This is a genomic window from Streptomyces odontomachicola (assembly GCF_039605595.1).
Lineage (GTDB): Bacteria > Actinomycetota > Actinomycetes > Streptomycetales > Streptomycetaceae > Streptomyces.
In genome coordinates, this window is record NZ_JBCFOK010000001.1 from 89,137 (window position 1) to 112,083 (window position 22,947).

General features: G+C 68.0%; 26 protein-coding genes, 1 tRNA gene and 1 pseudogene. 8 read left to right on the plus strand and 20 right to left on the minus strand.

Annotated features, from left to right (window positions below):
- Window positions 1-162 precede the first annotated feature (162 nt).
- Complete coding sequence (locus ABEE00_RS00435; protein ID WP_345743117.1) at window positions 163-1,281, minus strand: ABC transporter ATP-binding protein; 1,119 nt, start codon at window positions 1,279-1,281, stop codon at window positions 163-165.
- A 189-nt stretch (window positions 1,282-1,470) separates the two neighbouring features.
- Between ABEE00_RS00435 and ABEE00_RS00440 the strand changes: the two genes are divergently transcribed.
- Window positions 1,471-1,544, plus strand: a tRNA-Thr gene (locus ABEE00_RS00440).
- Between the two features lie 147 nt (window positions 1,545-1,691).
- On the opposite strand, the pseudogene ABEE00_RS00445 reads toward ABEE00_RS00440, so the two are convergent.
- Together ABEE00_RS00445 and ABEE00_RS00450 are read right to left on the minus strand one after the other, a co-directional pair.
- Window positions 1,692-3,191 (minus strand): annotated as a pseudogene (locus tag ABEE00_RS00445) (site-specific integrase); the annotation flags it as partial.
- Window positions 3,192-3,205: 14 nt separating this feature from the next.
- Window positions 3,206-3,916: a helix-turn-helix domain-containing protein gene (locus ABEE00_RS00450; protein WP_345743118.1), complete on the minus strand. Its 711-nt coding sequence runs from the start codon at window positions 3,914-3,916 to the stop codon at window positions 3,206-3,208.
- Window positions 3,917-4,048: 132 nt separating this feature from the next.
- Between ABEE00_RS00450 and ABEE00_RS00455 the strand changes: the two genes are divergently transcribed.
- Window positions 4,049-4,276, plus strand: a complete 228-nt coding sequence (locus tag ABEE00_RS00455) for an integrase (protein ID WP_345743119.1) — start codon at window positions 4,049-4,051, stop codon at window positions 4,274-4,276.
- Window positions 4,277-4,608: 332 nt separating this feature from the next.
- On the opposite strand, the gene ABEE00_RS00460 is transcribed toward ABEE00_RS00455, so the two are convergent.
- The 8 genes from ABEE00_RS00460 to ABEE00_RS00495 all read right to left on the minus strand — a co-directional run bounded on the left by ABEE00_RS00460 (window position 4,609) and on the right by ABEE00_RS00495 (window position 9,995).
- Entirely contained in the window at window positions 4,609-4,758 is a 150-nt protein-coding gene (locus ABEE00_RS00460) for a hypothetical protein (protein ID WP_345743120.1), read from the minus strand.
- A gap of 268 nt (window positions 4,759-5,026) precedes the next feature.
- Window positions 5,027-5,548, minus strand: a complete 522-nt coding sequence (locus ABEE00_RS00465; RefSeq protein WP_345743121.1) for a DUF6624 domain-containing protein — start codon at window positions 5,546-5,548, stop codon at window positions 5,027-5,029.
- Window positions 5,541-6,722 (minus strand): methyltransferase domain-containing protein, encoded by a 1,182-nt coding sequence (locus ABEE00_RS00470; protein ID WP_345743122.1) that lies wholly within the window; start codon window positions 6,720-6,722, stop codon window positions 5,541-5,543. The genes ABEE00_RS00465 and ABEE00_RS00470 overlap by 8 nt, the downstream gene beginning before the upstream one ends.
- Window positions 6,719-7,720 (minus strand): radical SAM protein, encoded by a 1,002-nt coding sequence (locus ABEE00_RS00475; protein ID WP_345743123.1) that lies wholly within the window; start codon window positions 7,718-7,720, stop codon window positions 6,719-6,721. The genes ABEE00_RS00470 and ABEE00_RS00475 overlap by 4 nt, the downstream gene beginning before the upstream one ends.
- Before the next feature lie 18 nt (window positions 7,721-7,738).
- Window positions 7,739-8,635 carry an endonuclease/exonuclease/phosphatase family protein gene (locus ABEE00_RS00480; RefSeq protein WP_345743124.1) on the minus strand — a complete coding sequence of 299 codons (897 nt, stop codon included), beginning with the start codon at window positions 8,633-8,635 and terminating at the stop codon, window positions 7,739-7,741.
- A gap of 138 nt (window positions 8,636-8,773) precedes the next feature.
- Entirely contained in the window at window positions 8,774-9,154 is a 381-nt protein-coding gene (locus ABEE00_RS00485) for a hypothetical protein (RefSeq protein WP_345743125.1), read from the minus strand.
- 35 nt (window positions 9,155-9,189) lie between these two features.
- On the minus strand, window positions 9,190-9,654 hold the full coding sequence (locus tag ABEE00_RS00490; protein WP_345743126.1) for a hypothetical protein: 465 nt from the start codon (window positions 9,652-9,654) through the stop codon (window positions 9,190-9,192).
- A gap of 32 nt (window positions 9,655-9,686) precedes the next feature.
- The gene (locus tag ABEE00_RS00495; protein ID WP_345743127.1) at window positions 9,687-9,995 is read right to left on the minus strand and encodes a hypothetical protein; all 309 of its coding nucleotides are present in this window, start codon (window positions 9,993-9,995) and stop codon (window positions 9,687-9,689) included.
- Between the two features lie 64 nt (window positions 9,996-10,059).
- Between ABEE00_RS00495 and ABEE00_RS00500 the strand changes: the two genes are divergently transcribed.
- The gene (locus tag ABEE00_RS00500) at window positions 10,060-10,518 is read left to right on the plus strand and encodes a DNA-processing protein DprA (RefSeq protein ID WP_345743128.1); all 459 of its coding nucleotides are present in this window, start codon (window positions 10,060-10,062) and stop codon (window positions 10,516-10,518) included.
- Between the two features lie 25 nt (window positions 10,519-10,543).
- On the plus strand, window positions 10,544-11,887 hold the full coding sequence (locus ABEE00_RS00505; RefSeq protein ID WP_345743129.1) for an NsdA family TPR-like regulatory protein: 1,344 nt from the start codon (window positions 10,544-10,546) through the stop codon (window positions 11,885-11,887).
- 90 nt (window positions 11,888-11,977) lie between these two features.
- Here ABEE00_RS00505 and ABEE00_RS00510 read toward each other — a convergent pair whose 3' ends face one another.
- The 5 genes from ABEE00_RS00510 to ABEE00_RS00530 form a co-directional block, all read right to left on the minus strand.
- Window positions 11,978-12,229, minus strand: coding sequence for a hypothetical protein (locus tag ABEE00_RS00510; RefSeq protein ID WP_345743130.1), 252 nt, complete (start codon window positions 12,227-12,229; stop codon window positions 11,978-11,980).
- A complete protein-coding gene (locus ABEE00_RS00515; RefSeq protein ID WP_345743131.1) occupies window positions 12,226-13,218 on the minus strand; it encodes an N-acetylmuramoyl-L-alanine amidase in 993 nt (330 codons plus the stop codon). The genes ABEE00_RS00510 and ABEE00_RS00515 overlap by 4 nt, the downstream gene beginning before the upstream one ends.
- A 36-nt stretch (window positions 13,219-13,254) precedes the next feature.
- Window positions 13,255-13,548 (minus strand): hypothetical protein, encoded by a 294-nt coding sequence (locus ABEE00_RS00520; protein ID WP_345743132.1) that lies wholly within the window; start codon window positions 13,546-13,548, stop codon window positions 13,255-13,257.
- 13 nt (window positions 13,549-13,561) lie between these two features.
- Window positions 13,562-14,284, minus strand: a complete 723-nt coding sequence (locus ABEE00_RS00525) for a hypothetical protein (RefSeq protein ID WP_345743133.1) — start codon at window positions 14,282-14,284, stop codon at window positions 13,562-13,564.
- A 97-nt stretch (window positions 14,285-14,381) separates the two neighbouring features.
- On the minus strand, window positions 14,382-15,515 hold the full coding sequence (locus tag ABEE00_RS00530; RefSeq protein WP_345743134.1) for a hypothetical protein: 1,134 nt from the start codon (window positions 15,513-15,515) through the stop codon (window positions 14,382-14,384).
- Window positions 15,516-15,581: 66 nt separating this feature from the next.
- On the opposite strand from ABEE00_RS00530, the gene ABEE00_RS00535 reads away from it, so the two are divergent.
- Together ABEE00_RS00535 and ABEE00_RS00540 are read left to right on the plus strand one after the other, a co-directional pair.
- Entirely contained in the window at window positions 15,582-15,956 is a 375-nt protein-coding gene (locus ABEE00_RS00535) for a hypothetical protein (RefSeq protein ID WP_345743135.1), read from the plus strand.
- Window positions 15,940-16,377, plus strand: coding sequence for a hypothetical protein (locus tag ABEE00_RS00540; RefSeq protein ID WP_345743136.1), 438 nt, complete (start codon window positions 15,940-15,942; stop codon window positions 16,375-16,377). Before ABEE00_RS00535 ends, ABEE00_RS00540 begins: the two co-directional genes overlap by 17 nt.
- A 9-nt stretch (window positions 16,378-16,386) precedes the next feature.
- Here the strand turns inward: ABEE00_RS00540 and ABEE00_RS00545 are convergent, their stop codons facing one another.
- Together ABEE00_RS00545 and ABEE00_RS00550 are read right to left on the minus strand one after the other, a co-directional pair.
- Window positions 16,387-17,289 carry a phage tail family protein gene (locus ABEE00_RS00545; protein ID WP_345743137.1) on the minus strand — a complete coding sequence of 301 codons (903 nt, stop codon included), beginning with the start codon at window positions 17,287-17,289 and terminating at the stop codon, window positions 16,387-16,389.
- A 4-nt stretch (window positions 17,290-17,293) separates the two neighbouring features.
- Window positions 17,294-19,510 (minus strand): phage tail family protein, encoded by a 2,217-nt coding sequence (locus ABEE00_RS00550; RefSeq protein ID WP_345743138.1) that lies wholly within the window; start codon window positions 19,508-19,510, stop codon window positions 17,294-17,296.
- A 412-nt stretch (window positions 19,511-19,922) separates the two neighbouring features.
- Here ABEE00_RS00550 and ABEE00_RS00555 point away from each other — a divergent pair, with 412 nt between their 5' ends.
- Entirely contained in the window at window positions 19,923-20,765 is an 843-nt protein-coding gene (locus tag ABEE00_RS00555) for a hypothetical protein (protein WP_345743139.1), read from the plus strand.
- A gap of 195 nt (window positions 20,766-20,960) precedes the next feature.
- Here ABEE00_RS00555 and ABEE00_RS00560 read toward each other — a convergent pair whose 3' ends face one another.
- Both ABEE00_RS00560 and ABEE00_RS00565 read right to left on the minus strand, forming a co-directional pair.
- On the minus strand, window positions 20,961-21,398 hold the full coding sequence (locus tag ABEE00_RS00560) for a hypothetical protein (protein ID WP_345743140.1): 438 nt from the start codon (window positions 21,396-21,398) through the stop codon (window positions 20,961-20,963).
- Window positions 21,395-21,880: a phage tail tube protein gene (locus ABEE00_RS00565; protein WP_345743141.1), complete on the minus strand. Its 486-nt coding sequence runs from the start codon at window positions 21,878-21,880 to the stop codon at window positions 21,395-21,397. The genes ABEE00_RS00560 and ABEE00_RS00565 overlap by 4 nt, the downstream gene beginning before the upstream one ends.
- 224 nt (window positions 21,881-22,104) lie before the next feature.
- Between ABEE00_RS00565 and ABEE00_RS00570 the strand changes: the two genes are divergently transcribed.
- Complete coding sequence (locus ABEE00_RS00570) at window positions 22,105-22,806, plus strand: hypothetical protein (protein ID WP_345743142.1); 702 nt, start codon at window positions 22,105-22,107, stop codon at window positions 22,804-22,806.
- Window positions 22,807-22,947 lie beyond the last annotated feature (141 nt).

Here is a 22,947-nt window from a genome sequence, read left to right on the forward strand (position 1 = left end):
CAGTTGCTCCGCGGTGGGGCGGGCGAGTGCGCCGCGGTGGGTCGGGCGGGCCGGTCGGCCCCTAGGGGTTCGGGCGGGCCGGTCGGCCCCTAGGGGTGCGGCACCCCTAGGGGGTTCCGGGGCTCCGGCTCCCCTAGGGGTGGCTGCCCCTCAGGGGGCCGGTCAGTCGCTGAGCCGCTCGCCCGAGGAGGTCGAGAACACGTGGGTCTCGCCGCCGCGCGGCACCACGTGCACCGTCGAGCCCTTCTCCGGCACCTGCCGTCCGCTGACCCGCACCACCAGGTCGCGACTCTCGCCGCCGATGTCGGCAGTGCCGTAGACGTAGCCGTCGGCGCCCAGCTCCTCCACGACGTTGACCGTGACCGCGACGCCGGCCGGCTCGTCCTTGGAGACCGCCGAACCGTCGCCGTTGGACAGGTCGAAGTGCTCGGGGCGCACGCCCACCGTCACCGTGCGGTCGCCCTTGTCGGAGGCGGCGGCCAGCGCGCCCCGCTCGACCGGCACGACGCTGTTGCCGAACTTCACGCCGCCGTCGGTGATCGGCACCTCGACGAGGTTCATGGCGGGGGAGCCGATGAAGCCCGCGACGAAGAGGTTCGCCGGGTGGTCGTACATCTCGCGCGGGGTGTCGACCTGCTGGAGCAGCCCGTCCTTGAGCACCGCGACGCGGTCGCCCATGGTCATGGCCTCGACCTGGTCGTGGGTCACGTACACGGTGGTGATCCCGAGGCGCCGCTGCAGCCCGGCGATCTGCGTACGGGTCTGCACGCGGAGCTTGGCGTCGAGGTTCGAGAGCGGCTCGTCCATGAGGAACACCTGCGGCTCGCGCACGATCGCGCGGCCCATCGCCACGCGCTGCCGCTGGCCGCCGGAGAGCGCCTTGGGCTTGCGGCCCAGGTACTCGGTGAGGTTGAGGATCTTCGCCGCGTCCTCGACCTTCTTGCGGATGTCCGCCTTGGGCACGCCGGCGATCTTGAGCGCGAAGCCCATGTTGTCGGCGACGGTCATGTGCGGGTAGAGCGCGTAGTTCTGGAACACCATGGCGATGTCCCGGTCCTTCGGCGGGAGGTGGGTGACGTCGCGCTCGCCGATGCGGATGGCGCCCTCGTTGACGTCCTCCAGGCCCGCGAGCATCCGCAGCGAGGTGGACTTCCCGCAGCCCGAGGGGCCCACCAGCACCAGGAACTCGCCGTCCTCGATACCGATGTCCAGCTTGTCGACGGCCGGTGTCTCGGTGCCGGGGTACGTGCGCGACGCCTGGTCGTACGTGACCGTAGCCATGATGTTGTCTCCTTCACCGGCAGGTACGTGCCGGACGATCCGTAGTAAAGGGAGGTGTGGTCCACGCCACCCGGCGCGGATTGCGGTGACGCTAACCCGCTCCAGCGCGCCCTGTCAGCACCCGTGCGGCAACGATTCAGCCCCGCCCACACCGGCCCACGCCCCACGATGGGTACACTGCACGGGCACGCCGCCTTAGCTCAGCTGGTTAGAGCATCTGTCTTGTAAACAGAAGGCCGTCGGTTCGAATCCGACAGGCGGCTCTCGGAACGATCACCCGCAGGATCGGGAGAACCCTCTTTGACCTGCGCCTTAGCGTCCCGTCCGGGCTTTGCTCGGCGGGGCGCTTTGTTGTTGTCGTTGGCGGCCCTCGGCCGACGTGAGCCCGAGGTGAGCCCGGAGGTACGTGGGGCCTTCCGTGGGACCAGGTCTGCGGCGGCCTCGGCGACTTCGAGGTCTACCTGCAGCAGCAGGCTGGTGTACGTGTCCGAGGTCAGGGTGATCGTGGAGTGCCTCAGCGTCTCCTTGATGTAGTGGAGGTCGCCCCCGCCTCCGTGCATCACGGTCGCCGCACAGTGGCGCAGGTCGCGCAGGTTGATCGGCGGCAGCCCCGAAGCATCCCGGATGCGGCGGAAGGCGTCTGACACGAACTCAGGGTGCAGCCATTCCCCGTTCTCCTGGGTGAAGACCTTTCCTGTCTCCTGCCACGCCTCACCCCACTTCCTCCGGTCTTGGCGCTGGCGTTTCCCGTGCGCGCGCAGTGCGGCGACGGTGCGGCTGTCGAGGCCGATCGTCGCGGCGCTGTCCTCGGTCTTGGGGTCCTCCTCGTACGGGTCCCACACGGCCGTCACGATCTCTTTGGAGACGGTGAGCAGGCCAGCGTCGAGGTCGAGGTTCGCCCAGTCCTGCCCTACTGCTTCCCCGCGCCGGAGCCCGCGGAACGCAATCAGGTGGAAGAGGGCGTACAGGCGGTCGTCTTCGGCATGGTCGAGGAAGGTCCCGAGCTGCTCGGGAGTCCACACCATGACCGGGCTCGGCTTCTGGCCGGTCTTCTGCCAGAGCTTTACGCGCTCGGGCGTCCACAGCAGCGGTTTCGGGCGCTTGCCCGAGTCCATCTCGACGTACGAGGCCGGGTTGAACGTGATGTGCTGATGCGCAATAGCCGTGTTGAGGGCGTTGCGGAGTGCGGCGCGGATGCGCTGCCGGGAAGCTGCCCCGGTGGGCCTCCGGTAGGGCTTCATCTCGGCGAGCTTGGCGCGTTCCTCGGCGAGCCGTTCGCGCTCGGCAGCCGGGGGCCGGCTGCGCTTGCCCCACTTGGCGCGGGCTTCCTGCTCTCGTCGGGCCTGGTTGTCGGCGAGGATGGTCTCGTTCTCTTCGATGATGGCGTCGAACATGTCGACCAGGTGCGACACGTTGAGCCTGTCGAGGCGTATGTGCCCGATCCGCGGTTTCAGGTGAAGCCGGATGATCGACTCGTAGCCTGTCGCCGTCTTCTTGCGGATCTTCTTGGAGGCGAGCCACTGGTCGAGCCATTCGCCGACCGTGGTGTGCGCGGTGAGCGACTGGCCGGTCCGGAACTTGCGGGCCGTCTCCTCGTATTCGGGTATCTCTTCCTTCTTAGCCCCGACGTCTTCGAGCAAGTCGCCAATGCGTACGTCCCCTTCGGGGTCGTTGGCGTCGGGAAGGGAGAGCAGGCCCCGGACCTTGTCGAGGTCGGTCTGCGCGTCCGCCTTGGTGGCGTATCCGCTTCGGCGGAAGGTGCGGCGAGTGCCGTCCTCGCGGGGCGGTAGTTCCTGCCGGATGTTCCATTGGCCGTGCCGCTTGTTGGACAGCTTCGGGCATGCCTGCCCGTACTGCTTGCCTGTCTCGGGATTGCGGCAGGCGCAGCGACGGAAGGTGGAGCCTTTCAACGTGTCTGTCCCCCTTACTTGTTGGGCCCCTTTGGCTGGTTGCCTCGGGTGGTCTGGCGGAAGAGCTCGACGTGCAGGGTGCGCGGGGGCTGTGTGGCGCCGAGGTCGTGCAGGGTGTCGAGTACCTGCATGAGGTCGGCGAGGCCGTTCTGTGCTTCGCTGTCCTGCTTCTGAGCGGCGCGTGCGAGTGCGGCGCGTGCGTCGGGGTCTTCGGTGTTGTAGGCGTCGGCCCGCATGCGGTCGGCGCGGTCGGCGTGCGCGAGGCCGGCCTCGGCGATCCGCTCGGCGCGGCGGTAGCCGGTGATCGCTTCGCCTCCGGCGCCGGCGGTGCGCCATGTCGTGTGGCTGTGCGGCCCGGTGGGCTCGGCTGTGGCGGGTGTGGGGGTGGTGCTGTGTTCCTCGCCCGCGAACCAGCGCACGGCCTCGAAAGGGGGCACTGGGGCGTCGGGCAGGGCCTCGGTGGTCTCGGTGTAGCCGACGGGGAAGGCCAGGGCGGCGGGGGGTACGTCGAGGGCTGCGGCGAGTACGAGCAGCTCGGCGACGCTCACGTTCGTGCGGCGGCCGTTTTCGAGGTTGGAGATCACGGCGCGTGGAATGGGCATCCCGCGTTCGGTGCAGCGGTCCGAGAGCGCTTGTGCGCTGAGTCCCTGGTTGCGGCGGTAGCGGAAGACTTCGCCGGCGATGGTGGCGGCTAGGCGTTCCGCCCACTCTGATCTTTGCTCCATGGCGGAGCAACTTGCCATATGTTCTGGCACGTGACAACACAAAAACGTTAGCGTGCCGAGAGATCACGAGTCGTTGAACAGGGAGGTTGGGTGTCGGTGCACGTTGTCGAGGGAGTGGGGGAGTCGCGGGGGATGACGCACGAGGAACTGCTCGCGCTGCCTGTGGCGTTCGGGCTCGACGTCGCCAATCGCGCTTTGGGGATGGGCCGTACGACCGGGTACGCGCTCGCGAAGCGCGATGCCTACCCGGTGCGGGTGCTGCGGCTGGGTCGGCAGTACCGGGTGACGCGGTACGACCTGCTGCGGTACCTCGGGCTCGACCCGAGGGCGGAGGAGAGCGAACGGGCCGAAGCGGCCTGAGCGGCGGCGCGCGTTGATCTACCGATGCGCATCCGCCCAGGCCATTGCCGACTATTCGGGACGACCCCGCCGTGCCCTCTCGATGTCCTGCATGTGCTGCCGGTCCCGTTGCTCGGCGCGGCGCCGAGTAAACGCCATGACCGGCACGAGCAGCATGTACCCGATCGAGAACGTTGCGCAGCGAGCCGCTAGGTCAAAGCCCCACGACCTGTCGGTTATCAGGGTGGCTAAGGCTCCCACCGCGGTGCCCAGGACAACCGGGGCTCCCACTCGCACCCACCATTGCCTCATGGGGTCCGGATACCCCCGATTCGCCGGTACAGCTTCGATGGTTAGGCGGCGACGAGGGCGACGTCGTAGTCGATGCCCACAGGGGCGAGGGCCGCGGCGACCCGGCGCTCGCGCTGCCGCTGGCGTTCCGCCCGCTGCTCGTACGCCACGAAGTACGGGCGGACGAGGGCGAGGCCGTGCTCGTCGAGCACCTGCGGGCGGGTGCCGTAGTGCCGAGGGAACCCGGGTCCGACGGAGTCGGGGAGGATGCCCGGCAGCTTGGGCGGGGTGGCCGGCTGCGCGGGAGCGTGAGGGGTGGCCCTGCGGGCGGGCAGCCACAGGCTTAGCAGGGCACAGAAGCAAGCGATAAGGTCGCGCACTGGTCGGTCAGCTCCAAGGTCTTTAGCTGATTGGCCATGCCTCGGCGACCGTTGCACCGGTCGCCGAGGCTCTGTCTGTGGTTGTGCAGCGATGGATGGGTTACTGGGCGGTGCGCCGGGCTTCTTGTTCGGCGAGGGTGTCGAGGCCGACCTCGGCCCGTCGGGTGTCGAGGGTTTCGGGCTCGGTGACGTCCCAGAGGTGCATGCCGCGGCCGTCGCCGGTGTCCTGGTATTGGGTGCCGTAGATCTGAGGCTGTCCCTGCCGCATGAGGCAGCGGTCGGTGAGCATGGCGTGCTGGCGCGGCAGTGCGTCGCCGGCCTTGACCGCCGCGTCGAGCAGCGCGAGCGCGCGCAGTTGGAAGTCGAGTTCGCCGTGCTGGGCGATCAACCATGCGGCGTTCGCTGCCTGTTCGCCGACCAGGGCGTGACCGGGCCACCCGTGCTCGTCGATGATCCGCTGTAGGGCGGCGAGGTTGGCGGCGTCGACGACGTGCGCCTTGTGCCAGTCGGGGGCGGCGTTCGGGCCGTCGTTGCGTATGCCGCGGGCGTGCTGGTCGGCTTCCATGCGGCGCAGCAGCTCGTCGGCGAGGTCGGGACGCTGCGGGGTTGCAGGTTCAGGCATGGGCGGTGGCCTCCCATCCGCGGTGGGACAGGTGAACGGTGCCGTCCGGGTCGACGCGTACGGAGGCGCCGTTGACGGGCAGGTCGCCGTCGATGACGAGCCAGGTGCGGATGCGGTCGAGCTCGTCCCACAGTCGGCGGGGGCCGCCCTGGTGGACGGTGGGCAGCTCGTACGTACCTGACGCGGCGGCGCGGGCCCAGGAGCCGTCCTCATGCAGCATGTAGACGGTACGCAGCCCGTCGTTGTCGTCGCTGCGGCGGTGGATGATGCCGGGGTGCATCAGCTCCAGCGTGGAGCGCACTTCCCAGGTGCGCGGCACGTACATCAGCGGGTAGCGGCCGGTCGTCACGCTCTCGCCCTCGGCGTGCTGCGCGGTCTCCCACAGCTCCTTGTGCTCGGTGGGCTGTGGGTAGTCGGGGCCGTGTCGGGTGTTCATGAACCCGGCGTATTCCGGGGCGACGTGGCCCGCGGCGCCGCCGTCGTCCGTCTTGTCCGCCACCACGATCAGCCCGGTGCCCGAGAGCGTGGTCACCAGTCGGCCGCCGGGGGCGAGCGCCCCGAGCCAGGAAGGCGGAACGGCGGGGACAGAGACGGTGGAGACGATGCGGTCCACCTCGCCCGGCAGCTCGCCGGTCAGGTCGCACACTTCGAGGCGCGGACGGTATCCGGCCTCGGCCAGCCGCTCGCGCGCGATCTGGACGAGGTAGGGGTCGACATCCACGCTGGTGACCTGCGCGGCGCCGAGGCGGGCGCAGACCAGCGCGGTCCCGTACCCGCTGCCGCAGGTGAGCAGCACGCGGGAGTCGTCGGTGAGGAACGCGTGCCGGTACATCAGCACCATCAGATGCGGCAGCGTGGAGGAAGAGGTGGGCCAGTCCTCCGGCAGGACGGCGCCGGACTCGGCGAGATCCGCGTGCTGCGAGCCGACGCGGGTGGTCAGGCTGCGATAGCGGTCGTACGCGGCCCGCATCCACATCTCGGGATCGCTGGCCCCGTCGCGCAGCGAATAGGCCCACTCGCCGCTGCTGTTCTGCTGTTCCCACTGCCACCAGCGGGGGACGAACAGGTGCCTCGGCACCGTCGTCAGCGGGCGGTGCCAGCGGGATTCGGACCGTACGGTCTCGTCGGCCATGCGGGAGGCGTGCGGGCGCCAGTCGACGGCATTCCAGCTCATGTCCGTTCCCTTCCGGCGCGCTCAGGCAGGCGGGCGACTTCGCTCATGGGCGGGCAGGGTTCGTTACCCCGAGGTCCGCAAGAATCTGTATCGCTGGGTTCGCAGTTCGCGGGGTCGCAGGTAGGAGGGCACTGTCCCGCATGCGCAGGAGAGGCGACAGCGCCCGGAGAGGGCTGGCAGGAGTCCTCGCCGGGAGTGCAGGACTGCGGCACACAACCCCGCTTCGCCCGGGGGATGCTGGCCGCGACCTGATGCCAGCGCGGCGAGGTGAACACCCGCGCAAGCGATGTGCCTTGGACGTGGCCGGCGGGCAGGAAGCGGCCCATCACGCAGGGGGCCACGGTGCCGTCCGGGAGGATCGCGGCGATTCCGTCGGCGCACCGGCCGCACAGGGCGGATGTGGACGGCAGCAGTGCCCCCGCGGCGTTGCCGACGCCCCGTACCCGGTCTACGGAAACCCGCTCCACCCCCAACGCTTCCAGCTCGGCGCGGGCTTGCTCGCTGCGCTGGCCCTCGTGCATGTGGATGATGCCCACCCGCAAGGCGATGCCGCGGCGGACGGCTTCGGCGATGTTGGCCCGGGTACGGGCGTGCGACCCGGTCCGGCTGGTGATGGCGTCGTGCTCGGCCGGATCATCGCTGTAGTACGACGTGGCCAGTCCGACGCCGGGCCGCTCCAGCAGGGCCCATTCCTTCGCGCCGAGGCGGTACAGGTTCGAGTACACCTCTACCCGCAGACCGACGCCCAGTGCGTAGCCCAGGAGCTCGGCGAACTCGGGGTGCAGGGTGGGCTCGCCGCCGATGAACTGCACTGTGTGCACGCCCAGTTCGGCTGCTTCGCTCAGGACCCGGCGCCACTCGTCGCCGTTCATGGTGCCGTGGTCGCCGGTGGGCCCGGACTCGGCGTAGCAGTGGGTGCAGGTCAGTTGGCAGCGGCTGGTGATCTCCAGCTCAAGGAATGTGGGTGTGCTCGGGGGTGCTTCGGTCGGTACGGACATGCGGTGAAGTCCTTCCGTTCAGCGGGCCGCCGCCAGTACGGGCGGCTGTTGCAAAAGCCGTTCCATCCGGCCGCGGTGAAAGCGGTAGATCAGCAGGGCGTGATCGGAGGCGGCGCGTACTTCCTCGGTGTCGATGACCTCGACGCCGGTGAGTGCGGCGGCGAGGCCGCCGGAGGCGTAGGCGCGGTCGATGCGTTGCGGGCCGCCCTGGTCGGGGCGCCGGTAGCCGGCGGTCGCGGTGAGGGCGTAACGCTGGTTGAGGTGGTCGGCCGCGTAGCGGGCGAGGTCCTGGAACCCGGCGGTGGTGAGGATGGCGTCGGGGCGGGTGTCGCTGTACCGGCCGGAGGGGTCGGGGATGGTGCGGTGCGCGATGTGCGAGCGGTCCTCGACCGCGTCCCAGTCCGGCAGGCGGATGCGCTCGGGCGCGTGGGGGTAGCTGTTGGCGTCCCCGGCGATGAGGCTGACCATGCCGGGTTTGGCGAGGGTGGTCAGCCATTGGGCCTCGGTCAGCCGGGTGTCCGGGTCGAATGAGCACAGGTGGAACGAGGTGAGCGAGAGCGGTACGGGGTGGCAGGCGAAGCGGACGACGAGGTTGCACGGCGGGTGCCAACGCAGCGTCTCGTGCCGGTACTCGTGCAGCGGCTCGAACACGTCCGTGTTCAGGAAAACGCCGCACGCGTTCGGGCTTTCCGGCGTTGCGGGGGCGAGGAAGCCGCGCAGCCCGAGGGCCCGCTCGGCGTCGTACAGGCGCTTCCGCCCCTGGGCGTGGCTGTGGGTCATCTCCTGGCGCAGCACGATGTCGGGCGCGTACGAGCGCAGTAGCTCGTGCGCAGCCTCCCAGCGTTGACCATCGTGTCCCCCGTCATGCTCGACGTTCCACTGCGCCACGGTGATCGTGTCGTCTGTGCCGTTCATCAGTCCCTTTCACATGAGGCGGGTGAGTGGGGCACCGCGCCCCTGCCGCGGGAGTGGTCTGCGGGAGCTGTCCGTTATCCCGCGGTCGACCGCGGCAGGGGGCGGAACTTGCGAGCGCGCAGCGCGCGCGGCCGGCGGTTAGAGCAGCCCGAGGTGCGCGCGTAGCGCGTCGTCTTCGGGGTCGGTGAGCGCCCAACTGTGCGCGCCGGGATGCTCGTTGAAGAGCAGGCATGCCTCGTCGCCGTGAGCCGGGTTTATGGCGGGGCAGTCGGGGAGCGTGATCACGCCCGAGGGCTGCTGGCCGTCGGCCCAGCAGGCCCACACTTCGGCGGGGTGGCTGGTGGGCAGGCTGCGGGCGAGGCTGTAGTGCTCGCCCTGGGCGTGGGCTTCCAGGGTGCAGCGCAGAGCACTGTGCATCTCATCCGGCTCGGCCTCGGGGAGATTGCCGGGGATCACCCGCAGCACAGCCTCGTAAGAGGGGTGCAGCTCGATGTGCGCTCCGCAGACGCGGCGTTCCACGGCGCCGCTCCTTTCTGGTGGGGGGAGAAGTGGGGCTATGACTCGCGCCGTGGGGTGCGCGAGTTGGCCGTACGTCCGCATGCGCCGGGCATGGTCGGCTGCGGGGACGCGGCGGTGAGGATGGGGCGGACCGTGAAGCGGTACCGCAGCGAGCCGTCGTCCACGGCGAAGCGGTAGAGCAGTCCCTCGCGCATGGTGGCGAGGGCTTGATCGTGCTCGCCGACGTCGTCGGGCCACGCGCGTAGCTCGGCGGCCGGATCGGGCGCCGTACTCACCTCGACGACATCGGGCACCCGGCACAGCGCCTCGGCGGGGACCCACACCATGTCGGGATGCGGGTCCGTGAGGTTGGCGAGGCGGCGCGTGTGGTGCTGCAACCACCGCAGCGCAAGCCGGGGGGTAGGGGCCCGGTACCCGGTCACCAGCCACTCGCGGGAGTCGTCGAGTGGGGCGAGGGTGCACTCGCACCACAGCCCGTCGTGCTCCGGTGGCGCGGTCATAGCGCCGGGTACAAGGGGGCACGCGGCACCGCTCATCTCGGCACCTCGCCCCGGAGCTTTGCGAAGTGCTCGCGCACCTGCTGCGCAAGCTCCTCTGCCTTGCGCATGGTGGGGATGCCCAGCAGGAACGCGATCCGCAACGCGGTACCTACCTCGTCACCGGTCTCGCCGAGCTCGTACCCCCAGTCGGTTACGTAGCGCCCGTGACGGACGCTGACCGCCTCGACGAGTCCCGGATTGAGTGGGTTCGTGATGTGAACCACGGCTTCGTCATGGTTTATGACGGAAAGGCCCCGCGCCTTGAGCTGCTCGGCCAGAATGGCCGGGGTGTTCGCGTCCATGCATCGATCTCATCGCAGCACGCTGCCGCGCGGGATCTGACAACCTATGACACGGAGTTGATCAATGCCTCTTGTCGTGGCCATCACCGGCACGCGCTCAACGGGACATCGCGAACTGACTTGGTATGCGGAGCTCTTCGCTTCCTACCTGGGCCCCTTCGCGGAAGATCAAGCCCACTTCCACATCGGTGGCGCGAAGGGCATCGACAGCCTGACCCTGATGTGGCTTGCCGGGAACGCGAAGTCCAAGATCACAGTTGTAGTCCCCGGCACTGTGGCGCAGCAGCCAGCCGAGGCGCAGCAGGCGATCGACCAGTGTCGAAGCCGTCTCACCGAAGTTGTCGAGCTTCGGGCGGAGGAAGTGCGCACTCCCGCTTTCCACGCCCGGAATCGTTGGATGGTCGACCGCTCCGACATGGTGATCGGCTTCCCGAAGGAAGGAGCGCCGGAGACCTCCGGTACGTGGCAGACGCTCAACTACGGTGCACAGTTGGGGAAACCTCGACTGATCGTGCCCGTATAACCATCTTGCCCGGCATCATGACGGCATGAGCGAACGCGACAGACAGTTCGGCGCTGCTGCTCTCAAACGACTGCGGCTGTCGCGCGGTTGGTCTCTCGCTGGGGCTGCGCGGGCGATCGTCGACTCAGCCGGGGAGCTCGGCCAGCCTCTTGAAGCCAGCGCAGCCAGCGTGCAGCGATCCGTCGCCCGGTGGGAGAGCGCCACGTGCGGCATCCTTCCGGGCGACAGGTATCAACTGCTGCTCGCCTACATCTACGCGCGCACGCCTGGCGGGCAGTACAACCTCGGGGCCGGTAGCGACTTCGCCGAACTCTTCGATGCTCTGGCGCTTCTGGGCGCTGGGAGTAAGCAGCTCCGAGAGCTCCGCGCGCTCTGCGTTCGTACGGTCACTGATGACGGAACAGGCTTGTTGGCCCTGCTCGGGCCGACTACGCAGAGCTTGATGTCGGCTGCTTTGGCTGACCCTTCACGCACGGACGAGGCGCTCGTCGCCGGCCTGCGGGAAGTCGTAGCGGATGTGAACCAACAGGTAGGCAGCGTGCCGTTTGCCCGCCTGCAACTGTTGCTCGCACCGGTCGTCGAATCCTGCCGTCGGCTCCTCAACGGTCCCGTTCACGACGGGATGCTGTATGAACTGCGCTCAACTGCGGCACAGGCGTACACGCTCGCGGGACGTCTCGCTTTCGAGACACGGGACGACGGCGCCTCGAAGGCGCTCTACGGCGCCGCTACCGAAGTCGCCGGGCAACTCGACGACTCGTGGCGGCGTGCAGTCGTCCGCATGAGCCACGCCCTGGTCACCCTGTACTCGACTCCCGGCATTGACGCCGCTCGGCACCTTATCGACGACGCTGTACGGGACGCTCGGGCTGGTGGCAGCGTCATCGTGCGCGCTCGCGCGCACGCCTTGCAGGCTGAAATCGCGGCTCGTGCAGGCGCAGCAAGGCACGCGCAAGCTGCTTTGTCGCTCGCCAGGTACGACATGGACGGCGACCAGGAAGGCGACCCGTCTTTCAGCAGCTTCTCGCCTGCTCACCTGCGCGGATTCGAGGGACTCTGCGAGCTCTACGTCGGTGACCCGGCTGTCGCCCACGAGACGTTCGCTCATTCGGCGCGCGCACTGACAGCTCCGCGAGAACGCGTGCAGCACGCGATCGTCGCAACAGACCAGGCCCTCGCCAGGCTCAAGCTCGACGATCCGCGCGCAGCGACCGATCTCCTGCACCACTGCATTGATGACGCGGTGACCACAGGGGGTCGCGTAGCGTCGATCCGACTGCGCAGGGCCAGGCGGGAACTTCGTCCGTGGCGTTCCGAGAGCTTCGTCGCCGACCTCGACGACCACTTGATTGAGAGCCTCGGCGTGTGACTGGGCGGCCGTCGGGCTCTCGTCGCTCAATTGAACGACAAAAGCGCCCCCGGTACAGCCCATGAGCGGGCCGTACCGGGGGCGCTGTGTTCAGCGGATGAGTTGCCAGGCGGAGAGGACGCAGCCGGCGGCGCCGACGAGGACGGCGAGGGAGGGCAGGGGCCAGCGTGCGCGTTCGAGGGCGGCGAGGCGCTGTTCGTGGTCGTCGAGTTGCTTGTCGGTCTGGTCGTCGCGTTGGGCGAGCAGGTCGAGGCGTCCGTCGATGCGGGCGAACCCGGACTCGACCGCGCCGCGGAGTCGTTCGAGTTCGAGGGCGACGTCGCGCGGGTCGGTGTCGGTCACACGGCGCCCCCTCCCTGCGACGGTTCGGGCTCGGGCTGCTTGGGGATTTCGTCGGGGTCCGGGACCGCACTGCGCAGCCACTTCGGCAGCAGCTTTTGCGCCTGCCCGGTCTGCATCACGCGCGTGAGCGCGCCCGCGACCGCGAGCGCGGTTCCGATGCCGGCGGCGGTGTGGGGGATATCCGCGGCCTCGACGAGGATCGGCAGCGAAGCGGCGAGGCTGAGCGCTGTCTGCACCATCGTGCGCACGGTCCGCCGGGCGGCATCCGTCATGCGGTCGGTGTCCTTCCGTGGGGGCTTGGGGCTGGGCTTGGGTGCCGGGGCGGGGTTCTTCGGCCGCTTGTGCTGCGGCTTCCTCCGGTGCGGCTTCTTCGGCTTGCGCGGCTGCTCGTCCGGGTCGTGCTTGAGCCGCTGCTCGACCCGCTCGCGCATGCGGTCCATGGACACGCCGCGGGGGTCGTTCTTCTGCGCGGTCCACTCAAGGTGGCCGATCACGGAAGCGGCGTGCCATCCGTGGTGGCGGCAGAGCGCCGCGGAAACGCGCTCGATCGCGTCGAGTTGGGCCTCGGGCCACTCGTCGTGGCCGTCGCCGAGGTTCTCGCACTCGAACCCGTAGAAGTGCGGATTCCCGTCGAGGTTGTCCTCGCTCGGGGCCGGCAGCTTCCGCTCGTCGATCACGGCGGCGAGCACGTCGTCGTCGCCGCGGCCCGCGTGGTTCGCGCGGCCGAGCCCGACGAGATGAACGGTGCCGTCCTTCGTGATCACCCCGTGCGCGAGTGGCCCGGGGAGGTCGGGCCGGCCGCGGTAGACGAGGTCGACGGTTTCCTGCGCGCCGCTGGTCACGGTGTGGTGGATGATCACCCCGTGCACCGGCCCCCACGCGCCGCGGGTGTTGCGGTTGTGGCTGCGCCAACTGCGCACGCCCTTGACCGTGACTCCCTCGCGCTTGAGGGCGGCGACCAGGGCGCGGGCGGTGATGGGACGGGCCATGGTGCCCCCTCTTCTGTTGTGACGTGCGAGGCGCGGTCAGTCGTTGACGACGCGGAACCCGTGCTGCCTGCCGAGCTCGGCCGCCGACTTGTAGCCCGGCTTCCCGTCGGCCTCGCCGCCGCTGTAGCCGAGGGCGCGCTGCCATGCGGCGTACGCCTGAACGGTCTTGGTGCCGAAACTGCCGTCGACCCAACTCGGGTCGAGCAGGCCCTCGGCGGCGAGCGCCCGCTCGACGAGGAGAACGGCGTTCTTGTGCGTGACCGATCCCTGCGCGTACTGCGGGTCGAGCGCTGCGGCGGTCTTGAGCTGATACATGTGCACGGTGGCCATGGGCGGCCCCTTCCTACTGGCTGTCGTCGTCCTTGCTGCCGTCGTCGCTCTCCACCGGCAGCCGCGGGTCGGGCTTTCCGGTGTCGCTGCCGTGGCCGGCCGGGGGTTCGGGTGCCTCGTCGGCGCTGTAGGTGTTGCGGCCGTACGCGGACAGGAGGCGCGTTTCGATCGGCTTCCGGCCGTTGCGCGTGTAGTGCTCGACTTGCAGCGCGAGGTCGTCGAGGAAGCCGGAACGGTCGAGCGGAGCCTCGACGGTGTGCGCGCTCCATTCGGCGCCCTCGGCCACGTCCCACTCGTCGAGCGTGGTCGCGGTGCCACCCTCGACGCGCATCCGCACGCGCACGCGCCCGCCCGCGGGCGCAAGGCTGGTCACCTCGATGTGCGCGACGGGGTTGTGCACGGGCGTGATGCCGACCCATGCGTGCTGCCAACCCGTCGCGTTCGTCTGCGCGTTGACGGTGGGGTGGAGTTGCAGGGGGAGCCACGGCCGGCCGAGGTGGCGCGGCGAGTGCTTGTCGTCCATGAGCAGCACGCGGTCGGGCTCGGCGGTGTCCCGTGACCACAGGCGCCAGGTGCCGCGGTCGGCCCGCTCGCCCTCGACGGTCACCGCGTAACTGCCGTCCATGCGGCGAGCGATCATGCCGTACGAGCCGCCGGGCCACTCGCCGACGGTGAACGTCGCGAACTGCTTGTCGGGCGGGACGACGGCGAGCTGCCCGCCCTCAGATATGCGCACGTCGCCATCGCGGATCTGATCGAGCGGCGGCCGGCTTTGGGAGCGGCCGGCGAGTTCCTTCACCTGCCGCTCAAGGGACCGGATGCGGTCTAGAAGGTCATTGCGGACTGTTGCCATCGTTGGGGTTCTCCGGGGTTTCGAGGGTGAGTTTCACGGACTCGCCAGCGCCCCGCTCCGGGGGCGTGACGGAGATGCCGACGACCCGGTGCCGCAGGTTGAGCCCGTCGGGGAACCACAGGTCGCGGATGCGGATGCGCGCGTACCGGCCGAGCAGGTCGGGGCTGATCTCGTTGTCAAGGTGCACTGTGATTTCGGGGATCACCTGCGGTCGGCGGGCGAGCTGGGCCTCGGCGCGGGCGTGCTCGTCGAGCTGCTCGGGGTCGTCGATGCTTTGGTGATCGCTGCTGCCGTCCAGGCGCGGCCACCCGTTGGCGAGGTCGTCCTCGGCGACGAGCAGCTCGGACAGCAGCGGCTTTGAGGCGGCGGCCTGATTGCGGTTGGCGGTGGCGCCGCGGGCTTGCCAGGCGTTCGCGACGGTGGAGCCGTCTGCGGCAAAGCTGTAGGTGAGCAGCCGGCCGGGGTGGGTGAGCACGACGTCGTCGCCGCCTCGTACGAGGCGGGGATATCCCAGGTCGAGCAGCTTCACGCGCTCGCCCGAGGCCGGGTCGCGGTAGCAGCGAATGCGCCACTCGTACCCGTCCTCGGCCTTGGCGAGCCTGTCGAGCAAGTCGCGAATCGTCGGCTGATCACTCGCGCTGAACGTGCGCAACCGCTTCACCCCGGACAGATGGGTGTCGTAGCGGATGCCGATATCCCCGCCGGGCTGTGCCTGGGCGTAGTCGACCAGGTCCCGCGCGATGTCGAGCTGATCAATGCCCTTGGCCTTGTGATCGGTGCGCAGCATCCGGTGATCGAGGTAGGTGTCGAACGTGCCGCCCTGCACCTCGACTGTCACGTTCCCGCGCTCGTCGGTTTTCGGATTCACGCTCCACAGCACGCCGCCCCACCAGATACGCCGGTCACGTTCGACCCACAGCGCGGTGCGCGCGGGGGTGAGTACGGCGCGAGCGCGGTCGGCGAGCTCCCTGTTCGGGATCGGCACCGTGCCCTGCAAGGTGCCGGCCTTGCCGATGTAGTCCTCGACGCTGACGCCGGTCAGCGGCAGTACGTCGAGCAGCCGGTCACTGCGCAGATCGCACACGAGCACGCGGTACTCAGCGGTGCCGTTCATCGATCTCTCTGACAGAACGCGTTCACCTCCATACGCTTGGTGCATTCGTGGCGATAAGGGGGATACATGTCGGACCTGGGTTTCGTGGCCGAGAGCGTCACCACGGCGCTCACCGGGGTCTTGGTCAGCGATGCCTACACGGCAGTACGTCCGCGGTTGAGCGCGATCTTGAACCGCTCGCGGCGGGAGAACTTCCAGATTGAAGATCTTGATCGCCTTCGTGAGGCGGACCCGGTAACGCGGCGCAACGCTGTCCATGCGTTCATCCAGCGCCTTGCAGCTGCTGACGACCGTCTTCTGAGAGAGCTGCTCGATGCCCTGGGCGGTCCGGAACCCGGAATTCAACTCAAGGTTCACGACAACCAGTTCCGCGGCCCGACCCAGATGGGTGGCGTTCAGATCGTCAACATGTACGAGGCGGACCATGAGCCAGAACTCTGATGGCGGCCCGGAGTATCACCACAACAACTTCTACGGGCCCACATCGATCGGCGGGCACCAGCACCTTGCTGGTGGTACTCCCATGCCAACGCCCCCAAGATCATCAGTGCTCTCGCGAGCGTGGGCGACCATCGTGGCGGTGTGGGCCGCGAGCCCCACGGCGGCGTGGTGGACGCAGCACACGCCTGCGGGGCCGCCAAAGGTCGAGGACCTCGTGCACGCTGCCACGCCCTTCATCTTGTTGGTCGGCGGCGTCGCCGTCTGCCTCGATACCGTGGGCTATGTCTTGTATCGGCGTTGGGCTGCGGCCCAGCGAGCAATCACCGACCCCGTAACGTGGACGTTGCGCCTGGTGATGATCCTCGTTGGTGGCGCTGTCCTTGGCGTAGTCATGTACGCGCATTCTCTGTTGCTGCTCTAGCTCTCTTGTTCACCAGTGCGCGGAGCGCCACCGCAATACGGCGGCGGCGCGCGGGTCGGGCGGCGTGTCCTCGGCGGCGCGGAACACGAGGTTGTTCCGCCCGGGGGCGAGCATGAACGCGGGCTCGGGCCAGCTCGTGCCGCTTGCGGCGTGCAGCAGGCTCTCGCCGGTATCGAGTACGGCTGTGCCGTTGGAGGTGTCGATGGTGAGGCGCTCGCCCTCGTCGAGTAGCAGCTCGTACTCAAGAACGGCGCCGGTCGCGGCGTTGCCCAGCCGCGGCGTGTCCACCGGGCCCCACAGCTCGACGACGGGGTGCGTCGGAGCGCTGCCGAGGTTGTGCACGAGCAGGTCGCCGGTGGATGCGGGGATGCCACGCGGACCGTGCCCGTGGTCAGCGTGCCAGGGCAGGCACGGCTCGGGCAGCCCGACGACCGCATGCTGCACGGCCGGTGTGTAGCGCCGCGGGTCGGTGGCGGTGAGTTCGAGAGCAGCCTCGGTGATCGTGCCGAGTGCGTAGCCGACGCTCGCGGGCACGTCGCGTTTCGTCGTACGGGCCCAACTCAGTAGCGGGCCACGCTCATCCAGGCACACCAGCAGCGGCACCTCGTCCTTGCCGAGCGCGGTCGCCGCGGTCAGCGCGTCCACGACAGCCCCAATTTGCGCGGCGGGGGCGCGGACGATCATTTCCTCAAAGGTGAGCGTGCGCGACTGGGAGAGGAGCTGTCCGGGCCATGCACCGTGCGCGCTCGGCCGCGGCACGTCCCCGGAATCCAACTCCGGAAGCGCTTCCCAGCCGGTGAGCTTGGTCCACCGGTACGGGCTGCGGGGGCCGAGCAGCAGCTCGCCGTACCGGATGTCTCCGGGCCGCATCGTGGATGCCGCTTCGGTGACGTCGATCAGGGTGCGGTCCAACCGCCTACCCCCTTCCTCGCATGCGCCACGCGAGCGCGGCGGCGGTCTGGTCCGGCGACGCGGTGCCGTTGTTCCATGTGTCGATGTGCAGCACCGGCCCGCCGCGCGAGCTGCTCGCGCCCCAACCGCCCTGCTGCCGAGGCTGGTTCGAGGTCGGGCCGGCGGGCGGTGCGGGCGCGGCCATGGCGGGCGGCGCGATGGCGGGAAGGGCGGGCGTGGGAACCAGCCCCCGCATGGCGCCGGCGACCGCGCCCTGCGCGCCGGTGATCCCCTGCGCGATCCCCGCGGGAATCCAGCGCCCGACGTCGCGCGCCATCACGCGCGAGGGCGACGCGATCCCGAGAGCCTTGGAGATCGGCCCGGGGATCACGGACTTCGCCCAACTGCCGACCTTCGCGCGCAGCCATCCGCCCATGGACCGAATCCCGGACCATAGCCCCGTGACCACGGCCTTGCCCCGCCCGACCAGCAGCGCGCCGAGGTTGCTCAGGGCGGCGGCGATCCGGCTCGGGAGACCGCGCAGCCAGGCGAGCGCCTTCATGGCGCCGGCGATCACGGCGGCGCGGAACTTCGCGAGCGCGATCACGGCGGCGGTATGCAGCACCGGGCCAAGCGCGGCGAGCGCCGAACGGGCCCGCCCGGGAAGGGACTTGATCCACGCCACGGCCGCGGCAATGCCCGCCGCAGCCCACGCGCCGAGCTTGACGAACAGCGAGCGCAGGAACGCACCCACCGACGCGACCAGCGCCTTTGTCTGTCGCCAGGCACCGGAGAAGTCCCCGCGCAGCAGGCTGGTAAGGATCTTGAGAACGGGGATCACCACGCCGGTGATCTGCGCTGACAGCACCCTCGCCAGGACCGTTGCGAGCTTCCCGACCACCGTTACGGCAGCCATGAGCAGGGGTGCCAGGGGCCGCAGCACGCTACCGATGAGCTTGACCAGGGCGGCCAGTAGCGGGGCCTGTGCGGCGAGCAGTTTCCCGAAACTCTGACCAAGTTTGATCAAAGCGGGAGAAAGCGCCACAAGCAGGCGCGCGAGCAACGGGAGCGCGACCTTGGCCAGTTGCAACAGCAGCGTTGCGAACGGCCGTACGAACCCCGGCAGTTGGGCTAGAACGAGCGAAAGCGCAGAAAGCAGGGTAGATGCGACCTGCTGTACGACCGGCGCCAGGAGGCGGAACGTTTCTGCAAGAACGTGTAGAAGTGGAGCCAGCGCAGGAAGCAGACCCGCCGCGAGCTTGCCGACGGTGACCAGGAGCGGCGCCGCGGCGCGCACGAGCTCGCCGACGGCGACCGCGGCGAGCTTGAGCACCGGGCCGAGGGCGGCAATCACAGGCTGCAAGGCAGCACCGACCGCGTTGACCAGGACCTTGAGTGGTCCGGCCAGGGCGGAGAGGGCGGGGCCGAGGGCCCCGACGAGGGTCCGCACGAGCCCGGACAGGGTGCCCATCAGGGCCGACAGCACCGGCCCGCCGGCCTGCGCGAGCTGCCCGAACAGGCTGCCCAGTGAGGCCAGGATCGACCCGAGGCCGGAGAACAGCCCCGCCATGCCGGCCGCGGCCCCCTGGGCACCCGCCGAGATCCCGTCGAAGAACCCCGCCAGCCCCTTCCCCAGCAAGACGAGCCCGCCCGAGATTGCCTCTGTGACCGGCGCGGCGGCCGAGGCCGCGCGCGAGAGCGCGGGCGCGAGCTGCTCGACGAGGCCGAGCACCCCGTCGGCGAGCTGGCCGACTTGCGGCGCCGCGGAGGCAAACGCGGTCTTGAGGCTCGGCGCGATCTGATCGAAGCTCGACCGCGCCTTGCCCGCGATACCGACGAGCTGCTGCTCGATCGGCCCGACCATGCCGCGGACCTCGCCGACGACGTGATCTTTCAGCCCGCCGAACGCGTCGGCGACCTGGTCGGACTGCGCCGCCGCGGCAGCACCGATCCCGCCGAACAGCACCGGCACGGCTGCGAGCGCAGCACCCGAGGCGACCGCGCCCGCGGCAAGGGCCGCGGTGGCAATCCCCATGGCGGGGGCGAGCGCCCCGAGCGCCGAGACGGCCACGCCCGCGCCGCGGGAGATCCCCGAACTCAGCGACGAGCCGCCCGAATCGCCGGTGCGGGTGATCTGCGCCTGTAGCCGGCGCAGACCACCCTCGGTCTCATCGACACCCCGCCGGGCTCCCGATGCGTCGAGGTCGATATAGCCGACGAGTTCGCCGATGGTGAGGGCCACGTGCGCACCCCCTATTAAATTGCCGCTATGGAGTTTTTATTCAGTTATATATTCAATTGTGAGCTTTGCGAGTTCAGGCCCAGGGCATGCGCGGTGCGACTCTCTAAAGTCAGCGCCGCCGTGTCTGTGGTGGTGGCATGGTGTGATTGAGTGCTGCGGGGTGAGGGGTTTTATGGGAATGCGAACTGTCACGCGTTGGGTTATTGGTCGTTGCTCTGGTGCCGTAGTCAGGTTCCGGAACTGGCGATTCCGGGTGCAGAACCCGGAGGACGGAGACAGGTCGCGTCGGCTGGACAGAGACTTGCAGGTGCTACTGCTTTCACATGCAGAAAGAGGCAGCACCAAGAGTGCGCTCAACGGCCCCGAGGCAACGTTAGAAACGTTCCCCTGGTTTAACGCCATAGTAGGGTTCGTGGCTGTATTTCTGGGAACGTTGACACCGGTCTACGTGACGGTCGGTGTAACCAACATCGCAAAATCTCTTGACCTTCCGGCAGTGGCCGAGTCAGCGCAGAAATTCCAGCAAGGCTTCGATTATATTGCAACCGGCGAGATGCGATACATCACCCTAGAGGGTGTACTCGCCATTCTGGTGTTTTTCTCAGTTATGATCGCTGAGGCGCGATGGTACTTGCTTTACATTCTGCCCAATCCATTCCCCAGGACATTCGTTCACCAATGCGCGCATGCCATCAACGCCTGCGCGAGTGCGCATTCGGCTACATCTTCATTCAGCAAGCGCACGCAATTACGTAGAGTGGACAGGGCGTGCCGTTCTGTTGAGAAGCACATCCTAAGAATTCACTATTCTTCGCTTTCTATAGCCACTCGGTCGCCACGCAGAGTCGCAGTGCGGAAGCATGCGGCAGCGGTAGTAGGTGCAATCCATGCCCAGATGACCCTAATTGACATTGAAGGGGATCGAGCTTTGCGCGAGCTCGCTCAGATGCTCTTGACGATCAGTGAGAGGTACTCGAAAGGGCATCTCGGGGATCTGCTTCCCGATGAGTTCTCTTTGAGAGATGTTACCCCGGTGTCTACCTCTAGATCTGCCATCCTCGAATCGATCCATGTTATGGCGACTCTGATGGTCGGGCTAGGAGCGGCAGTTGGAATGTCAGTCGTCGCCCCTTCGCTCCATGTGCCGAAGGACATGCAGCCTTGGGCTGCCCTTTTTGCCGGTGTGTGTGCTGCGATTTCCGTTTCCGGGTGGCGGAAGGTTACTCGAATCCTCGAAGCATTTCCGGGGAAGTAGGTACACCTGTAAGTGACGTGATCTCGCTTGGATCCGTCACGGTGCGCGGAGTGCGCGACCAAGCGCGCCGAAAGGCAGCCCCGGGGGAGAGCCCGCCGATGAGCACGAGGAAACGCCGAGTGCTCAGGGTGGCGAGCTGCTCAGCGGTGATGTGGTATTCGCGAGCGAGGTCAGATTCGACCGCGCCCCAGTGGTTCAGGGTTGCGCGCCAGAAGCGTTCGCGCTCGTCTTCGGGGTCGGGACGGGGGCTTTTCCCTGCCCGCCTGCCTTGGCGGCTTCCTGCTCGTCGTACAACGCGGCCGCCTCGGCGATCGAAACCGATCCGGCCTCGCGGATGTTGGCTGCGGACCACAGGAGGACGATGCCGAGCTGCTTGTCGGTCATGCCCGCCTCGGCCCACTCATCCAGCGCCCGCGGTCCGAACAGCGACGAGAGGAGCCGACGGATGTCGTCCGGGTCGTCGGAGTCCTTCACGCGCTCCATTTGGAGCGTGAACAGGAGCGGAAGACTCGACGGCAGGTGGTACTCGCGCCCGTACAGGCGCAGCGTCGCACCCCAGCGGGGTGCGGACTGCTCGGCGAAGAACGCGTCAAAGTCCGCAACTTCGGGGGCGACCTGGTCGTGATGGCTCATGCGGCCTCGGCCCCCTTGTACGTGCGGTACACGGGCTCGAACCGCGGCGGACCGCACTGCACAAAGCTCGCGGTCCACGTCGCCTTATCGTTGACCTCGCCCTCGGACTCATCCGGGGTGCAGGTGGCGTCCCAGATCACCCACGTGTCTTGGGACTCATGGCGCCAGCGCACCAGGTTCCGGGAGTCGATACCGAGGCGCTGCCCCCAGTACCAATCGACGTAAGCCTGCCCGGGAACCTGCTTGCCGGTCACGGGGTCGATGGCGTACTGCGCTTCGAGCTCGATCTGCCCGCCGCGCTGCATCACGTCCTGCTCGTACCAACCGCCGGAACCGAAATGCATGGTCTCGGCGGCCTCTTCGTTCTCACTCGGGTTGTTCGTCCACGACGTGAGGTTCTCAATCGGCAGCCACTTCCCGTCGGGGCGAGACTGATCGAGGACCTCAAATATCCATCCTCGCGCGTCAATTGGGCGGCCCAAGGGTCAATCACCTTCCTAAGAGTATCGGATGTGTGCTGGGTCACAACACTGGAGAAATAGTTGAGCATTGGACAAGTGTGCGAAGGTAAGAATTTTGATCGTCGGCCCGGCCGTGGGTAAGGTCTTGTTCTATGCGCGGCGTCAATGCTCCATGGGGGAAGTGCGTCTGGAGTTCGCCCGTGTCCGATCGTTTCCGATGAGCTTCAAAACGGGGAGACATTTTAATGTCTTTGCAGAAACTCGCTATCGCTGGAGCAGCGATATCTCTAACCTTCCCTCTGATGCTAGGTGGAGCCGGTACTGCCGCTGCCGCAACCGGTTCCTCACAGAGCACGGAGGCAACTAAGGGATCTGCGGGGGAACAGCGGGACCCGAAGATTGCGGCAGCCTTGCAGCGGGTCAGCGACGGCACCTGGACGGACGCGGACCTTTCACTGCTTCGTTCGCACCCCAAGATCGCGGAACGTGTGCCCGACCCACGTGAAGACGAAGAGGTGCACACGGAAGCCACCGAATTGCCGGTGAAGGGTGACACCAGTCCCTCTCTGATGCAGGCCAAGGCTAAGAAGAAGCCCAAGAAGAAGGCCAAGCGCAAGAGAGTCACCACGTATCGGACTCGGCACTCCATTACCGGAACCATCGTGTACCGCTATTACACGTACACCGAGTTCTACTACAACGGTAAGAAGGTGACGAAGTGGGGGCAGCGGTACGACAAGTTCACGCGGGTACAGTGGGGAATCCAAATAGGCCCGCAGACCATTAACACCAAGTCCGGCGTCAAGCGCAAGTCGGCCACGTCGCAAATGCAGCGACGCGTCGACTACTGCGCCTTCAAGTACGGCTGCTACAACACCCGTTATCCTTACATCAAGACTACGGTGAAGGGGAACGGCAAGTATTCCACTTCCGGAAAGGCCGGATGAGTGCCCGGCGCAGAAAACCGTACCCACTGAGCTGATGAAAAGGGGTTAATGCAGCATGTCCGTGCTCTGGCGAATGCTGGCGGGCGTGGTGGCCGCACTGGTGCTCGTGCTGTCCCTCCGCGAGTACTTGGCGCCGTTCGA

Coding starts and splice junctions, on each gene's coding strand:
- ABEE00_RS00455 (WP_345743119.1), top strand. CDS start 4,049: ATGACGCACGAGGAACTGCTCGCGCTGCCTGTGGCGTTCGGGCTCGAC.
- ABEE00_RS00535 (WP_345743135.1), top strand. CDS start 15,582: ATGTCGGACCTGGGTTTCGTGGCCGAGAGCGTCACCACGGCGCTCACC.
- ABEE00_RS00470 (WP_345743122.1), bottom strand. CDS start 6,722: ATGAGCTGGAATGCCGTCGACTGGCGCCCGCACGCCTCCCGCATGGCC.
- ABEE00_RS00520 (WP_345743132.1), bottom strand. CDS start 13,548: ATGGCCACCGTGCACATGTATCAGCTCAAGACCGCCGCAGCGCTCGAC.
- ABEE00_RS00435 (WP_345743117.1), bottom strand. CDS start 1,281: ATGGCTACGGTCACGTACGACCAGGCGTCGCGCACGTACCCCGGCACC.
- ABEE00_RS00560 (WP_345743140.1), bottom strand. CDS start 21,398: ATGAGCCATCACGACCAGGTCGCCCCCGAAGTTGCGGACTTTGACGCG.
- ABEE00_RS00570 (WP_345743142.1), top strand. CDS start 22,105: ATGTCTTTGCAGAAACTCGCTATCGCTGGAGCAGCGATATCTCTAACC.
- ABEE00_RS00475 (WP_345743123.1), bottom strand. CDS start 7,720: ATGTCCGTACCGACCGAAGCACCCCCGAGCACACCCACATTCCTTGAG.
- ABEE00_RS00490 (WP_345743126.1), bottom strand. CDS start 9,654: ATGACCGCGCCACCGGAGCACGACGGGCTGTGGTGCGAGTGCACCCTC.
- ABEE00_RS00450 (WP_345743118.1), bottom strand. CDS start 3,916: ATGGAGCAAAGATCAGAGTGGGCGGAACGCCTAGCCGCCACCATCGCC.
- ABEE00_RS00540 (WP_345743136.1), top strand. CDS start 15,940: ATGAGCCAGAACTCTGATGGCGGCCCGGAGTATCACCACAACAACTTC.
- ABEE00_RS00495 (WP_345743127.1), bottom strand. CDS start 9,995: ATGGACGCGAACACCCCGGCCATTCTGGCCGAGCAGCTCAAGGCGCGG.
- ABEE00_RS00530 (WP_345743134.1), bottom strand. CDS start 15,515: ATGAACGGCACCGCTGAGTACCGCGTGCTCGTGTGCGATCTGCGCAGT.
- ABEE00_RS00505 (WP_345743129.1), top strand. CDS start 10,544: ATGAGCGAACGCGACAGACAGTTCGGCGCTGCTGCTCTCAAACGACTG.
- ABEE00_RS00465 (WP_345743121.1), bottom strand. CDS start 5,548: ATGCCTGAACCTGCAACCCCGCAGCGTCCCGACCTCGCCGACGAGCTG.
- ABEE00_RS00500 (WP_345743128.1), top strand. CDS start 10,060: ATGCCTCTTGTCGTGGCCATCACCGGCACGCGCTCAACGGGACATCGC.
- ABEE00_RS00515 (WP_345743131.1), bottom strand. CDS start 13,218: ATGGCCCGTCCCATCACCGCCCGCGCCCTGGTCGCCGCCCTCAAGCGC.
- ABEE00_RS00480 (WP_345743124.1), bottom strand. CDS start 8,635: ATGAACGGCACAGACGACACGATCACCGTGGCGCAGTGGAACGTCGAG.